We start from the raw sequence: 15,390 nt of genomic DNA, 5'->3' as shown, positions 1-15,390 counted from the left end.
CGGCCCGCGGGCCGCCCCGGCTCAGTCCGTCAGCACCGGAAGCAGCTCCGGCAGATGCCCGTCCGACGCCTCCGCCGCAGCGATCCGCTCCCCTGGCACCTCGCCGTACAGCGTGGTCCGCGGCCTGGCCGGGCGTCCGGCGGCCTCGGCGATCGCGACCAGGTCCCTGACCGAGCGGTACGAGCCGTAACCGGAGCCCGCCATCCGCGAGATGGTCTCCTCCATCAGGGTGCCACCCAGGTCGTTCGCCCCGGAGCGGAGCATCTCCGCGGCACCCTCCGCACCCAATTTGACCCAGCTTGTCTGGATGTTCGGGATATACGGGTGGAGCAGCAGCCGGGCCATCGCCGTCACGGCCCGGTTGTCCCGGGTGGTCGGACCCGGCCTGGCGATTCCGGCGAGATAGACCGGTGCGTTGGTGTGGATGAACGGCAGGGTGACGAACTCGGTGAAACCGCCCGTTTCCTGCTGGATACGGGCGAGGGTGCGGAAGTGCCCGAGCCAGTGCCTGGGCTGGTCGACGTGTCCGTACATCATCGTGGAGCTGGAGCGGATGCCCAGCTCGTGCGCGGTGCTGATGACCTCGATCCAGGTGGCCGTGGGCAGCTTGCCCTTGGTCAGCACCCAGCGCACCTCGTCGTCGAGGATCTCCGCCGCCGTGCCCGGGATCGAGTCGAGCCCGGCCTCCTTGGCGGCCGTCAGCCACTCACGGATCGGCATCCCGGTCCTGGTGGCGCCGTTGACCACCTCCATCGGCGAGAAGGCGTGCACATGCATCCCGGGGACGCGTTCCTTCACGGCACGCGCGATGTCGAAGTAGGCCGTACCCGGCAGGTCCGGGTGGATCCCGCCCTGCATGCAGACCTCGACCGCGCCGACGTCCCAGGCCTGCTGCGCGCGGTCCGCGACCTGGCTCAGCGACAGCGTGTAGGCGTCGGCGTCGGTGCGGCGCTGGGCGAAGGCACAGAAACGGCAGCCGGTGTAGCAGACATTGGTGAAGTTGATGTTGCGCGTGACGATGTACGTGACGTCGTCGCCGACGGCGGCCCTGCGGACGTCGTCCGCGATACGGGTCAACGCGTCCAGCGCCGGGCCGTCCGCGTGCAGCAGCGCCAGTGCCTCGGCGTCGGTCAGCCTGGTGGGGTCGTCCGCGGCCGTCGCGAGGGCGGAGCGCACGTCGGTGTCGATACGGGACGGCACCATGCCGGGCGCGGCGGCCTCGCGCAGCGCCCCCCAGTCCCCGTACACCGCGTCGAAGTCGTCCCGCCGGTCGCCGGTGCGCCCTTCGGTGTCGATGGTGCGGTGCAGATCGGTGCGGCCGGACTGGGTGAACGCCTCCTCGGGCTCCTGCCAGGGCAGCCCGGCCGGCACCGCCTGCTCGTCGGCCAGTCCGGTCTCCGGGTCGGCCAGCGCCCGCACATGCGGCAGCAGCCGCGGGTCGAGCCAGGGCTCGCCGCGCTGGACGAACTCCGGGTACACCGCGAGCCGTTCCCTCAGCCGGAAGCCGGCAGCGGCCGAACGCCCGGCGAGGGTGTCGATCTCCGGCCAGGGCCGCTCCGGGTTGACGTGGTCGGGTGTCAGCGGCGACACCCCGCCCCAGTCGTCGATCCCCGCCGCGATCAGCCGCCCGAACTCGTCGTCCACCAGGTTCGGCGGCGCCTGGAGACAGCCCGACGGGCCCATGATGTGCCGCGCCACGGCGATCGTCGCGACCAGGTCGTCCAGCTCGGCGTCCGGCATCCCGCGCATCGCCGTGTCCGGCTTGGCACGGAAGTTCTGGATGATCAGCTCCTGGATGCCGTGGTACGCCCGCGCCACGCGACGCAGCGCGAACAGCGAGTCCGCGCGCTCCTCGTAGGTCTCGCCGATCCCGATCAGCAGCCCGCTGGTGAACGGCACCGAGCTGCGCCCGGCGTCCTCCAGCACCCGAAGCCGCACGGCGGGCTCCTTGTCCGGCGAGCCGTGGTGCGGACCACCGGGCTCGCTCCACAGCCGCTCCGCCGTGGTCTCCAGCATCATCCCCATCGACGGCGCGACCGGCTTGAGCCGCTGGAAGTCGGTCCAACTCATCACCCCGGGGTTGAGGTGGGGCAGCAGCCCGGTCTCCTCCAGGATGCGGATCGCCATGGCGCGTACGTACGCGATGGTGTCGTCGTACCCCTCGGCCTCCAGCCACTCCCGCGCCTCGGGCCAGCGGTCCTCGGGCTTGTCCCCGAGGGTGATCAGCGCTTCCTTGCAGCCCAGCGCGGCGCCCCGGCGGGCGATGTCCAGCACCTCGTCCGGCGACATGAACGCCCCCAGGCTCCGCCTGGGAGGTGCCCCCTCCGTCGCCCGCGCCCGGCGCAGCTTGCCCGGCACGGTCGCGAAGGTGCAGTAGTGGCACCTGTCGCGGCAGAGCCGGGTCAGCGGGATGAACACGCTCTTCGAGTAGGTGAGCACCCCGGGGCGGCCCGCCGCGGCCAGCCCGGCGTCCCGCACCCGTGCGGCGGAAGCGCACAGGTCGTCGAGATCCGCCCCGCGCGCCTGCAACAGCACGGCGGCCTCGGCGACATCGAGTGCGACACCGTCGCGTGCTCGCTTGAGGGCGCGCCGCATCGCGTTCTCGGTGGGACGTCCGGGCTGGTGAGCAGTCATGGTCCGAGCATACGAGCGCGTACCGGCAGCCCGCCCCGGGCGGCATTTGTCATACGTCTCATACGTCTCCTGTGTCAGCGACCTGAGCCGGAGGCGGCGGTGGCGGTGCTCCGCCGCATCCGGGTCAGCACGAGGTGGGCCGTCACACCGAACACCAGCCCCCAGAAGGCGGATCCGACACCGAAGAGGGTGACGCCCGAGGCGGTGGTCAGGAAGGTGATCAGCGCGGCCTCCCGGTCCTTCTCCTCCGTGACCGCACCGGTGAGCCCCCCGGCCAGCGCGCCGAAGAGGGCGACTCCCGCGATGGCGGCGACCAGTTCCTTCGGCAGCCCCGCGAAGAACACCACCAGGGTGGTGCCGAAGGCTCCGATCAGCAGGTAGAACGCCCCGCACGCCACCCCGGCGACATAGCGGCGCCGGGGGTCGCGGTGGGACTCGGGTCCGGTGCAGATCGCCGCGGTGATGGCCGCGAGGTTGATGGCGTGGGAGCCGAACGGCGCGAGCGCCGTGGACACCAGGCCGGTCGAGCCGATCAGCAGCCGGTCCTTCGGCTGGTACCCGGAGGCGGTGAGCACCGCCATGCCCGGGGCGTTCTGCGAGGCCAGGGTGGCCAGGATCATGGGCACGGCGATCCCGATGAGCGAGGCCACCGAGAACTCGGGGGCGGTGAACACCGGCCTGGCCAGCTCGATGCCGTCCAGCCTGATGTGCAGCCGCGAGGTTGCCGCGCTGGACGCCACACCGGCCACGAGCGCGATGAGCACCGCGTACCGGGGCAGCCAGCGCTTGCCGAGCAGATAGGCCACGAGAACGGCCCCGGCGATCCACGGTGCGGTCTTCAGCGAGGTGAAGACCCCGGTGCCGAAGTTGAAGAGGATGCCCGCGAGCATGGCCGAGACCACGGCGGTGGGCACCTGCCGCATCAGCCGTCCGAACACACCGGTCAGCCCGACAATGGTGATCACCACACCGGTGACGATGAACGCCCCGATGGCCTCCGCGTACGTGTACGCCCCGAGGCTGGTCACCAGCAGCGCGGCACCGGGCGTGGACCAGGCCGTGATCACCGGCATCTTCGTGCGCAGGCTGAGCCCGATACAGGTCAGACCGCTGCCGATGGATATCGCCCACACCCAGGAGCCGGTCTGTGCCTTGTCGAGGTGACCCGCCGCCGCGGCGGCGAGCACGATGACCAGGGGACCCGAGTACGACACCACGACGGCGACGAACCCGGCGAGCACGGCGGACAGCGAGGCGTCACGGAACAGGCGGGGGCGGCCTTCTGGTTGCTTCACCCGGTCCGCCCCGGCCGGGTCCACGTGGTCCACCCCGGTCGTGCCGGAGGCTTTGGCGGTCGTGGCGGAGGTGTCCCCGGGGCTGCTCGCCTCGCTCGTGGTGCTGGTGTTGCCGGTGTCGCTCACGCTGTGTCCTTCGCAGCCCGTTCCAGTGCCTGCTCCAGGTCGGCCACGAGGTCGGCCGGGTCCTCGAGGCCGATGGACAGGCGGAGCATGTCCTTGGGTGAAGTGCTGTCCGGCCCCTCGAATGTGTACCGGTGTTCGATCAGGCTTTCCACCCCGCCCAGGGATGTGGCGCGAATGAACAGTTCACAGTGCTCGGCCGCGCGCAGGGAGCGCTGCCAGTCCCCCGCGACGTGCAGCGACAGCATTCCGCTGTAACCGCCCGACATCTGCCGGGAGGCGACCTTGTGACCCGGGTCGGTCGGCAGGCCCGGGTATGCCACCCGGGTCACCAGCGGATGGCTGGAAAAGTGCTCGGCGACCGACATGGCGGATGCGGAGATCTGCCGCATCCGCGGGTAGAGCGTCCGGATGCCGCGCATCAGGAGATAGGCCTCCCACGGCCCCAGGATGGGCCCGGTCAGCCGGCGGTGCAGACGCAGCCGCTCCCAGATGGCCTGGCGTTGCCCGGATATCGCGTCGGCGCGGTCGTCGGCGCCGTCGGGAGCGACCACGAGGAGACCCGCGACCACGTCGTTGTGTCCGTTGAGGTACTTCGTACCGGAGTGCATGACCAGGTCGGCGCCCAGCTCGAACGGCCGCGTGTGGACCGGGGTGGGCACGGTGTTGTCCACCCCGAACAGAGCACCCGCCCGGTGGGCGATGTCGGCGCAGGCGGCCAGGTCGGTCACCAGCCAGGTGGGGTTGGCCGGAGACTCCGCCCACAGCAGGGCGGTGGGGGCGGCGTTCACCGCCTCGCTCACGGCGTCCAGGTCGTCCATGGGGACGCGTACGAACTCGAGCCCGCGTTGCTCGCCGAACTCGAGCAGCCACTTGGTGAGCCCGAAGTACATGGTCTGCGGCACCACCACGCGGGAGCCCGCGGGCAGGACCTGGAACACGGCGGTGGCAGCGGCCATCCCGGAAGCGAAGACCAGCGCGTCGGAGCCGCCTTCGAGGCCGGCCACGACGTCCTCCACCTGCTCGTAGCCGGGCGTGCCCTGGTCGCGGAGGTAGGCGAGCCCGGCAGGCGTGCGGTACTGCTCGTCGCGGGCGAACGTGGCGCCCATGCTGACGGGCGGCGGCACCGCTCCCGTGGTGGGGCAGCGCCAGCCGTCGCCCTGGGCGGCCCGGGTCTCGGCGCCGTACTCCTTGGTCCAGGGGGTGTAGGTCTTCCGGATGCTCATGCTGTCCTCTGGTTCATGATGTGAAGGGCTGGCAGTGCGGTACGCAGGGCCAGTTCGGCGTCCTGGAGCGCACGGGAAGGCGCGCCGGGCGACGGCACGTAGTGGTTGTAGTAGCTGGACCCCTCGGTGTGCGGGCCGAGGAAGAACAGCGTGGGCTGCACGTCACCGGCGGGGCCGATTCCCCGCCCCTCGCGGGTCACCCGGAGTCCCGCGGCCCGTCTGCCCTGTCCCGTGAGGGTGGAGGCGCGGCCCGCCGCGACGAGTCGGCCGAGCAGCGAGGCGGGCAGCCGGTCCGCGCTGGGCTCGGCGAGGTACGCGTGCACGACCCAGTCGGTCTCGACGCTTTCCGGCCGGGACAGGCACGTGGACTCCAGGCGCCAACGCCCCTGCCCGGACGGGGCGATGACCTTGGGACGCGGTCCCGGTCCCAGCCGGAGCACCCCGGCGTCCAGCAGCGACAGCAGCTCGGCCGACCGCTCCAGCTGCGGGCCGATCACCAGGCGGTTGACGGTGGCGGTGAACTCCCCGAAGAAGTAGTCCAGGGACGCCGCGTCGACACCGGGGTCGTCGATCACCGCCCGCAGTGCGTCGCGCTGGTCCCGCAGCACCTCCAGGGCTTCCTTGACCGGGCTGACGCCGAGCCCCTCCCGGGCCTGCGCCAGGTCCTCGCCCATCTGGGCCGTGAACCATGCCGCGTACTCGTCCTGGTCGCGCCACTGCCGGTCGGCGGGCTGCGCGGTCAGCAGCCCGTGCAGGGGATACGGCCCGTGCTGCTCGCGTGCGGTGGCCAGCGTCCGCTCCCAGCCCGATGTGCGCGACCGCAGGGCGAACTCGGAACCCGCGCCCTCCGGGTCGCCGGTCTGCCGGGCCAGCACGGCCCGGTAGTAGGCCAGTTCCATCTCGGCCTCGACCAACGGCAGGACGTCCGCGCGGAAGTCGAGCCTGCCGCCCTCGCGCCCTCGGCGCAGGTCCCGGATGCGTTCCGGTGTCAGGACGAGGGGCGCGAAGCGGATCCGGCCGGGGTTGAGCCGTGGACGGCTGCGCGACGGCACACCGGAGCGGGTGGCGAGGACGATCCGCGGCTCCCGGCCGCTCGGCACGTACCGAAGACCCCCGCCGTGGCCGCCGGCGCCCTCGGGCAGCGGCTCATGGTGTCCCCCGCGCCCCAGGGTCAGGCCGGCGACGACGTCCATGGCCGTCAGTCCCATGCCCAGGACGGCGACTTCGTCGCCCGGGGCGATGCCGTCGAGAGCGTCGGGCAGCGGATACGGGCGGCTGATCGACCGCGATCCGTCCGCCTCCGCGTCCGGATCGACCGGCAGATAGAGGGAGTGGTGCCCGACGGTGACGAACACGGCGTCCGCCGTCACGCAGGTCCCGTCGGCCAGGAGGACCCTCTCCTCGCCGTCCGGGCCCCGCTGGATGTCGGTGGCCGTCGTGTTGTGCCGTATCAAGGCGAAGCAGTCCGGAGCCGCGGCGATGACGCGTTCCGCGGCCCAGGCGAGGTACTCGCTGAGCAGCCGGCGCGGCAGGAAGTCGTTCGGCCGGATCTCCCGTCCGTCCTCCGCGCGGACGGTGTATCCGTCGGCCGCCACCCGCAGGTCCCGTTCCCGGCACCACTCGTAGAGGGACGGCCCCCGCACCTCGGTGGGGCCCTCCACCATCTCCTCGTCGGCGAACGCGGTGACCTGCCCGCACACCGTGTTCAGCAGGAGGTGGTCGGGCTGGTCCGCGCGGTGGAAACCGGGGCCGAGCGGCTGGGTGTCCACGAGGTGCACGGTGATCGGGAACGGGGCCGCGAGGCAGTGGCTGACGAGGCGCTCCACGATGCCGAGGGCGCGTGACCCGGCTCCCACGACGGCGACCACATGCTCGCTCGTCACCATCGGCTGGTCTCCCCGAAGAAGTTGGGGACGGCGATGGCCGATCCTTCGGCGCGCGCCTGCCCCAGTACGTACGCTCCGACGGCGAGGTCGAGCACCCCGAGGCCGAACGGGGAGAAGATCACGGGCCGCTCGCCGGTCAGGGTCACCTCGCCGTTCAGGACCCCGGCGAGGGTGCCGGTGACGAAGTCGCGCGAGCCGGTGAGTTGCTCGGCCAGATGGGGCGAGGTGTTGGCCTTCAGGCAGTGGTCGACGTCATCGAGGATGTTGTCGGCCGCGAGCACCGTCTCCGGGGTGAGGTCGCGCAGGGACACGTTCAGCACGAGCTGTCCGGGCTTGAACTGCGTGCTGACGTAGGGTTCGAGCGCGGTGGTGGCGAAGACCACCGTCTCGGCCTCCAGCGCGTCGGCGAGATCGGGTGTGAACGACGCCGTCCGCCCGTGGGCGCCGCGCAGATGCCCGACGAGCGCATCGCCGGACTCCTTGTGCAGGTCGTGTACGACATACGACTCCGGGGCGCAGCCCGCGGCCTCGAGGTAGTCGCAGATGTTGCGGGCGATGACGCCGCCACCGACGACCGCGATGCGGGTGCCGTCGAAGCCCGTGGGCCGCAGTGTGCGCGCGGCGAGGGCGGCGGACGCGGCGGTGCGGGCGGCGCTGATGTTCGCCGCCTCCAGGCAGGCGATCGGATAGCCGGTCTCGTAGTCGTTGAGCACCAGCACGGCGGAGGCGCGGGGCCTGCCGGACTCGGTGTTCCTGGGGAAGCTGGCGATCCACTTGATGCCGGCGAGCTGCACGTCGTCGCCGAGGTACGCGGGCAGCGCGATGATGCGGGAATCGGGCTTCTCGGGGAACCGGAGGAAGTAGCTGTCGGGGTTGACACTCCGGCCTGCTTCATGGGTGCGGTACGCCTCGCGCACGATGTCGAGGACTTCGGACCGCTTACCGCTCAGCACTTCGCGCACGGTCTCGCCCGCGACCACATGGAATTCGGGCATGGATAACATCGGCACACCTCTTGTTGATTGATCGGTTGGGTAAGCGGTCTCTCAGGCCGGGATCTGCGGCGTGTCGATGACTTCCGGCCATCTGCCGTTCACCCAGGCATCGTCGTAGATGGTCTCCAGATAGCGCTCGCCCAGGTCGGCGGAGATGGCGACCACCACACTCCCGAAGGGAATGTCCTTGGCCTTCTCCTCAACCGCGGCCAGCACGGTGCCGGTTGACCCACCGAGTAACAGCCCGCGTTCCCCCGCGAATATCCGGCACATCTTCACGGCGTCCGCCTCGGGAATGATGACGACCTCGTCGACCTTGCTCTCGTCGAGGATTTCCGGGCGCCTGCTGGTGCCCAGCCCTGGAATGTGCCGCCGCGCCGGTGCCCCTCCGAAGGAGACCGACCCCACGGAGTCGACGGCGACGATCCGGGTGGCCGGGCTGTGCTGTCTGAAGAACTCCGCGCAGCCCATCAGCGTGCCGGTGGTCCCGGCCCCGATGAACACGTAGTCGACGTGCCCGATGGCATCCAGGACGGCGCGTGCCGTGCGCTCCCGGTGCGCCTTCGGCCCGGCCGGGTTCGCGTACTGGTTCAGCCAGTGGGTGCGGCCCGGTTCACCGGCGAGGCGGTCGTGGATGTAGTCGATACGGGATTGCAGATAGCCGCCGTTCGCGTCGCGGACGTCGATCACGACGACCTCCGCGCCCAGTGCCTTCATCATCCGTACCGACTGCGGGTTGGCGTTGGGATCCGTGACACAGGTCAGCCGGTAGCCCTTGGCCGAGCAGACCATGGCGAGCGCGACACCGAGGTTGCCGGACGTGGATTCGATGAGGCGGGTGCCCGGTAGGCGCAGTCCGGATTCCTCCGCCTGGGCCACCAGCGCGATGGCGGTCTTGAGTTTGACCGAGCCTGCCGGATTGAGGCCTTCGAGTTTGAGGAAGACATTGCTTCCCGGTACCAGATGGTCGGCCCGGATGAATAAGTCGTCCAGGACCAGATCGTAAACTTCTTCCGCTATCACTGAAGTCCCAAATTGATCGCTTGCGGGCGCACTGACGCGCGGCGACGGCGCGTGGCCGGAGCGCGAAAGTGTTGGATGTGATGGCTGCGCGGAGATATCGCGCACAGATGCAGAAGGTTGATTCCCCCGTTCGTCGCCTAGGCGCCCCCGAGACCTTGGCAATTTCATGATGGCACAACACCCGATGCTCGTCCAAGGACATCTCGGCAGGCGGGACGGCGTTCAGAACGTTGGGAATTGAACATTCCGAATGGTGCCCCGCATTCCACTTCGCAGAGGCACCGAACGGCGCTCATGCGGGATGGGCGTCGGCGGAGCGCCGGCGGACGACGCCGTTCCGGCCACGATCGCACTGTGCTCTTCGCAACTATTCACGTCACTGACAGTGCGAACTGACGTACGGTAAGTGTGTAAGGGTCAGGCGTATACACCAACGCGAACGGGGCTGCACCGGTATGGAGTTGGCCGAGGAGATAGCCGCCGCACGCGAGGGCCGCGGCGATCCGGGGCGTCTGCTGGGCGAGTTCCGCCGCACCGCCGTGCTCGTACCGGTGGTCGACGGTGGTCTGATGTCCGGCCGGCACGGCGGCATCCGCTGGATCCACGCGTTCACGGACGAGCCGGCCCTCGCCCGCTTCGCCCAGGCGCGGGACGGCCTGCGACCCGGCGGCGGCGGAACGGCGGAGTGGGAGTACCTGTCGATCCTCGGAGCCCGCCTGCTGGACGCCGTGATCCCCGCGCTCGACGGACCGACGGGTGTCGCCGTCAACGCCGCGGACGAGGACGGCTCGATGCTGTTCCCGCCGGTGTCCGGGATCGTGCCGGACGCCGTCGCGGTCGACACGGCGGAGGCCGCCCGGTGAGCGGGGACAAGGACCTCGAGGTCGACCCGGCCGCGATCAAGAAGATCACGGAGGGACTGCGCGGCGCCATCGCCGAACTCCGCGAGATCGGCGCGGCCGGCGATGCCTCGCGCGGCGCCGGATTCAGCGACCTGACCATGACCGGGCGGGAGTCGGGGCATCACGGACTGGCCACTGCCTTCGGGGACTTCAGCGAGGGCTGGGAGTGGGGAGTCCGGGCGCTGGTCCAGGACGTCAGCGCGCTGTGCGCGGTGACCGGAATCGCGGCCGGAACCCTCTGGGAGGAAGACCAGTACATGCAGGGCTCGTTCAAGGTCGCGGTGAACTCGGCCGTCGGCGATCCGCAGGCCGCCGAGGACGACATCGAGAAGAAGGCCTGGGGAGACGTCTTCTCGACCGACGCCTACAAGCCGGACTACAGCGCCGAGTCCCGCCAGAAGGCACTCCAGGACGTGCAGGAGACCTGGAGCAGGACGGGCGACCAGCTGACGGACGAGGGCCTCTACAAGTACTCCCAGGCACCCCTGGACGCCGCCGAGGAGATCGCTGACCGATGAGCTGGCGCGACTTCGTACCCGACTCCGTCGAGGACGCGGGCAAGGCGGTGAGCTCGGCGGCGGGCGAAGCCGTCGAATGGGTCGGCGACAAGTCCGCGGACCTGGTCGACGGGGCGGGCTGGGAGGGCGGCGCCGACTGGATCCGCGAGGAGAGCCGCGCAGCCGCCAACTACCTGGGCGCGGACGTGGCCGAGCTGGGGCTGGGCCAGACGGAGGACCCCAGGAAGCTGGTCTACGGCAGCGTGGACAAGCTCCGTGAGACCGCCACCCATCTGAAGAAGCTCCAGTCCTCGTTCGACAAGGTCGGCGAGGGCCTCAAGGGCGTGGGCGCCGACGGCTTCCAGGGCGAGGCGGCGACGGCCTTCCGGAAGTCCTCCGCACAGCAGCCCCCCAAGTGGTTCGCCGCCGCTGACACCTTCGAGACGGTGGCCGCCGCCCTGGACAGTTTCGCGGCGACGGTGGCATGGGCGCAGGCCCAGGCGAAGGAGGCCATCGAGGAGTACAAGGTGGCCCGCCGGCTGTCCGAGGACGCCCGTACCGCGCACGACCAGCGCGTCACCGCATACGCCGACGCGGTGGACGCGGGCAAGGAATCGCTTCCACCGCGTCCGGGTGACTTCAAGGAGCCCGAATCGGCCAAGGAGACGGCAAGGGCCGCCCAGGACAAGCTGGACAGCGCCCGCCGTCAGCGCGACGAGGCCGCCGAGTCGGTCACCGCGGTCCTCCGTACGGCACGTGAAGCGGCGCCACCGGAGCCCTCGTTCAAGGACCGGTTCAAGGACGGCGTGCTGTCCCACGCCATCAACTACAACCACTTCTTCGGCGGCGTGGTCAAGGGCACGGCGGGGATGCTGTCCTTCGCCCGCTCGGTAGACCCGTCGAACCCGTACAACCTCCTCCACCCGGCCGAGTACCTGATGAACCTGAACTCGACCACTGCCGGGCTGCTGACCTCGCTCAACAATCCCGTCGGCACGGCGTCGACCATGATCGACGATTTCATGAAGGACCCGGCGGAAGGCACCGGCAAGCTCATCCCCGAACTCGCGGGCACCAAAGGCGTCACGAGCCCCCTCAAGAGGTTCAAGGACTTCGCCGACCTCGCCAAACGCGCTCCCGAAGCGAAGAAGCCGGGACCGGCCCGGACGGAGCTGAAGGAACCCGACGGCCAGCCCGACAAGTCGCGCAACTCCAAGACCGACAAGGTGTGCGACGGCGACCCGGTCGACATGGCGACCGGCCGCATGATCCTTCCCCAGACCGACGTGACGCTCCCGGGTTCACTGCCGCTGGTCTTCGCCCGCACCTACGAGTCCTCCTACCGGGCGGGCCGGTGGTTCGGCCCGTCGTGGTCCTGCACCATCGACCAGCGTCTGGAGATCGACTCCGAGGGAGTCGTGTTCGTCCGCGAGGACGGCAGTCTGCTCGACTACCCGCACCCCGCGCCAGGCGTACCCGTACTCCCGAGGCACGGCAACCGCTGGCTCCTGGAACGGCAGCAGGACGGCTACACCGTCACCGACCCGGGGACCGGCCACGTCCGGCACTTCGTGGAGTGGCCGGACGGCGACACGGCGCTGCTGACGCAGATCGACGACCGCAACGGGGCCTGGGTCTCCTTCGAGTACACGGCGGACGGGACCCCGCTGTCCGCCTCCCACAGCGGCGGCTACGGACTGCGCTTCACGTCCGCCGGGGGACGCGTCACCTCGCTCTCCCTCGCCGACGGCACCAGGATCCTCGACTACCGCTACACCGACGGGCAGCTGACCGAAGTGGTCAACTCCTGCGGACGCCCCCTGCTCTTCGGCTACGACGAGCACAGCCGTATCACCTCGTGGACCGACACCAACGGCAGTCACTACGACTACGTCTACGACGACCGCCACCGCTGCGTGGCGCAGTCCGGTGCCAACGGGCACCTGGGCTCGCGCTTCACCTACGACGACGGTGTCACGACGCTGACCGACGCCGCGGGGCACGAGCGCCGGTACGTGGTCAACGACCGGCTCCAGATCACCGCCGAGACCGACGCGACGGGCGCCACCACGCATTTCGAGCGGGACGCGTACAACCGGCTGCTGTCGCGCACCGACCCGCTGGGGCGCACCACCCGCATCACGTACGACGACGACGGCCGCGTTGTGTCCGTGGCCCGCCCGGACGGCAGGCAGAGCAGGGTCGAATACAGCGGCCCCGGCTTTCCGGTGAAGGTGACCGGCGCTGACGGCAGGGTGACCCGGCAGACCTTCGACGAACGCGGCAACCGCACCTCCGTGACCGACCCGTCCGGTGCGACGACCCGCTTCGCGTACGACGAGCACGGCCACCTGGCCTCGGTGACCAACGCACTCGGGCACACCAGCACGGTCCGCTGCGACCGGGCGGGCCTGCCGGTCGAGATCACCGATCCGCTGGGCGGGGTCACGCGCTACGCACGGGACTCCTTCGGCCGCCCGATCGCCGTCACGGATCCGCTCGGCGCCGTCACCCGCCTGGAGTGGACGGTCGAGGGCAAGCTCGCACGCCGCGTGGAGGCCGACGGCTCGGAGCAGTCGTGGACGTACGACGGCGAGGGCAACTGCGTCCGGCGCACCGACGCGATGGGCGGCGTCTCGACGTACGAGTACACGGACTTCGACCTGCTCACCGCCAGGACGGGTCCGGACGGCGTGCGGTACGAGTTCAGCCACGACATGGACCTCCGGCTGACCCGGGTCACCAACCCGCAGGGCCTGACCTGGGACTACACCTACGATCCGGCTGGCCGGCTGAAATCCGAGAGCGACTTCGACGACCGGACGCTCACCTACGCGTACGACGTGGCGGGCCGGCTCACTTCCCGGACGAACGGCCTCGGCGAGACCATCCGCTACGAGCACGACGAGCTCGACAGGATCGTCCGCAAGGACGCCGAGGACGCCGTCACCACCTACGAGTACGACGTCTTCGGCGAACTGGCGGTCGCGGCGGCACCCGACGCCACGCTGACCCGGCTGCGGGACCGTTTCGGCCGCCTCAGGTCCGAGACGGTCGACGGCCGCGAGCTGTCCTTCGCCTACGACGCCCTGGGCCGCCGCACGGGCCGCACGACACCGGGCGGCGCGGCGAGCACATGGGCGTACGACGCGGCGGGCCGCCGCACCGAACTCACGACGTCGGGCCGCACCCTCACCTTCGAACACGACGCCGCAGGCCAGGAACTGACGCGCCACATCGGCGAAACGATCACCCTGCGGCACGCCTTCGACCCGATGGGCCGCCTCACCGAGCAGCACGTCGTGGGGGCGGACCGCTCGCTCCAGCGCCGCGGCTACACCTACCGCGCCGACGGCAACCTCACCGGCATCGACGAGCAGCTCGGCGGCGCACGCACCTTCGACCTGGACGCGACGGGCCGCGTCACGGCCGTCCACGCCGCCAACTGGTCCGAGCGGTACGCCTACGACGCGGCGGGCAACCAGACCGAGGCGTCCTGGCCCACGCCCCACCCCGGCCAGGAGGCGGTGGGAACGCGTACATACACGGGCACCCGCATCACCCGCGCGGGCAACGTCCGCTACGAACACGACGCCCAGGGCCGTGTCACCCTCCGCCAGAAGACCCGCCTCTCCCGCAAGCCCGACACCTGGCGCTACGCCTGGGACGCCGAGGACCGCCTCATATCGGTGACCACACCGGACGGCACGGTCTGGCGCTACCAGTACGACGCCCTGGGCCGCCGCACCGCGAAGCAACGCCTGGCCGGAGATGGGCAGACGGTCGTGGAGCAGGTGACGTTCACCTGGGACGGCGCGACCCTGTGCGAACAGACCGCCGAGGGCCCGAGCCTCCCCCACCCGGTCGCGACGACCTGGGACTACCGCGGCCTGCACCCGCTCGCGCAGACGGAACGCCTGCTGTCGGCGGACACCCCGCAGGAGGCGATAGACGACCGCTTCTTCGCCATCGTCACGGACCTCGTGGGCACCCCCACGGAGCTCATCGACGAGTCGGGCGACCTGGCGTGGCACACGCGGAGCACGCTGTGGGGGACGACGACATGGGCGAAGTCCAGCACGGCGTACACCCCGTTGCGGTTCCCGGGCCAGTACTTCGACCCGGAGACGGGGCTCCACTACAACTACTTCCGGCACTACGACCCGGAGACGGCGCGATATCTGAGCGCGGACCCACTGGGGCTCGCCCCTGCTCCCAACTCAACGGCCTATGTTCACAACCCACACACAAGAATTGACCACTTGGGCCTCGCCCCGTACCGCAGCGGGGACAGCCCTATGCGGAACCGCGGACCGGATGAACTGAATGGCCCGGACGTGGGAGCGGTTCTTCCGGGCGGCCGCCCTGATGGAGAATTAGTCTTTTCCGGACACGGAAGCTGGGACCCAGCGAACGGGTTCACCGTCATCCCCGAGGGGACGTCCATAACCTTCTACTCCCCACACGGTTACGGATTGAACAATCGAGCCGCACTAGACGTGGAACAAGGCGCAAACTGGGATACCATCGAGACGGTCAATGAGGGTAAAATGGTGCCGAATTACACCCTCAGCCCAGCCCCGGAGCTCCCTCGAATGAGTGAATCAATCGACGTTGTAGGGGATATGAACCTAAGCGATCTACTGTACCCCCACATGGGCCCAACCCATTGGGCAGCCTGCCGTATCGGACCTTCCGCTTGGGAGAACTAATGACATATTACGCCGACATGTCGACATATGAGTATTGGAGAACAACCTGGCCACTCAATCCACCGCCTAATCCCATAAAGCATCTCAACATTGGCTG

The 15,390-nt window shown here is 70.0% G+C and carries 9 protein-coding genes; 3 read left to right on the top strand and 6 right to left on the bottom strand.

All coding sequences use genetic code 11. The features are described from left to right. Positions 1 to 21 precede the first annotated feature (21 nt). The 6 genes from ACFV6V_RS06075 to sbnA all read right to left on the bottom strand — a co-directional run bounded on the left by ACFV6V_RS06075 (position 22) and on the right by sbnA (position 9,182). Complete coding sequence (locus ACFV6V_RS06075) at positions 22 to 2,634, bottom strand: bifunctional FO biosynthesis protein CofGH (protein ID WP_385559737.1); 2,613 nt, start codon at positions 2,632 to 2,634, stop codon at positions 22 to 24. Between the two features lie 74 nt (positions 2,635 to 2,708). Then, the gene (locus tag ACFV6V_RS06070; protein ID WP_385559822.1) at positions 2,709 to 3,962 is read right to left on the bottom strand and encodes a benzoate/H(+) symporter BenE family transporter; all 1,254 of its coding nucleotides are present in this window, start codon (positions 3,960 to 3,962) and stop codon (positions 2,709 to 2,711) included. A gap of 89 nt (positions 3,963 to 4,051) precedes the next feature. Further along, positions 4,052 to 5,278, bottom strand: coding sequence for a trans-sulfuration enzyme family protein (locus tag ACFV6V_RS06065; protein ID WP_385559734.1), 1,227 nt, complete (start codon positions 5,276 to 5,278; stop codon positions 4,052 to 4,054). Further along, positions 5,275 to 7,164 (bottom strand): FAD/NAD(P)-binding protein, encoded by a 1,890-nt coding sequence (locus tag ACFV6V_RS06060; RefSeq protein WP_385559731.1) that lies wholly within the window; start codon positions 7,162 to 7,164, stop codon positions 5,275 to 5,277. Before ACFV6V_RS06060 ends, ACFV6V_RS06065 begins: the two co-directional genes overlap by 4 nt. Further along, positions 7,158 to 8,159, bottom strand: coding sequence for a 2,3-diaminopropionate biosynthesis protein SbnB (gene sbnB, locus ACFV6V_RS06055; RefSeq protein WP_385559728.1), 1,002 nt, complete (start codon positions 8,157 to 8,159; stop codon positions 7,158 to 7,160). The genes ACFV6V_RS06060 and sbnB overlap by 7 nt, the downstream gene beginning before the upstream one ends. A gap of 51 nt (positions 8,160 to 8,210) precedes the next feature. Then, positions 8,211 to 9,182 carry a 2,3-diaminopropionate biosynthesis protein SbnA gene (gene sbnA, locus ACFV6V_RS06050; RefSeq protein ID WP_385559725.1) on the bottom strand — a complete coding sequence of 324 codons (972 nt, stop codon included), beginning with the start codon at positions 9,180 to 9,182 and terminating at the stop codon, positions 8,211 to 8,213. A gap of 455 nt (positions 9,183 to 9,637) precedes the next feature. Between sbnA and ACFV6V_RS06045 the strand changes: the two genes are divergently transcribed. Genes ACFV6V_RS06045 through ACFV6V_RS06035 form a run of 3 tightly spaced genes read left to right on the top strand, consistent with a single transcriptional unit; the run spans position 9,638 to position 15,293 of the window. Beyond that, positions 9,638 to 10,045, top strand: coding sequence for a hypothetical protein (locus ACFV6V_RS06045; protein ID WP_385559722.1), 408 nt, complete (start codon positions 9,638 to 9,640; stop codon positions 10,043 to 10,045). Beyond that, complete coding sequence (locus ACFV6V_RS06040) at positions 10,042 to 10,602, top strand: hypothetical protein (RefSeq protein ID WP_385559719.1); 561 nt, start codon at positions 10,042 to 10,044, stop codon at positions 10,600 to 10,602. The genes ACFV6V_RS06045 and ACFV6V_RS06040 overlap by 4 nt, the downstream gene beginning before the upstream one ends. After that, the gene (locus ACFV6V_RS06035; protein WP_385559716.1) at positions 10,599 to 15,293 is read left to right on the top strand and encodes a putative T7SS-secreted protein; all 4,695 of its coding nucleotides are present in this window, start codon (positions 10,599 to 10,601) and stop codon (positions 15,291 to 15,293) included. Before ACFV6V_RS06040 ends, ACFV6V_RS06035 begins: the two co-directional genes overlap by 4 nt. Positions 15,294 to 15,390 lie beyond the last annotated feature (97 nt).

The sequence above is a fragment of the Streptomyces sp. NPDC059828 genome (assembly GCF_042731955.1).
Lineage (GTDB): Bacteria > Actinomycetota > Actinomycetes > Streptomycetales > Streptomycetaceae > Streptomyces.
This window is presented reverse-complemented; position numbering and strand designations above follow the sequence as displayed.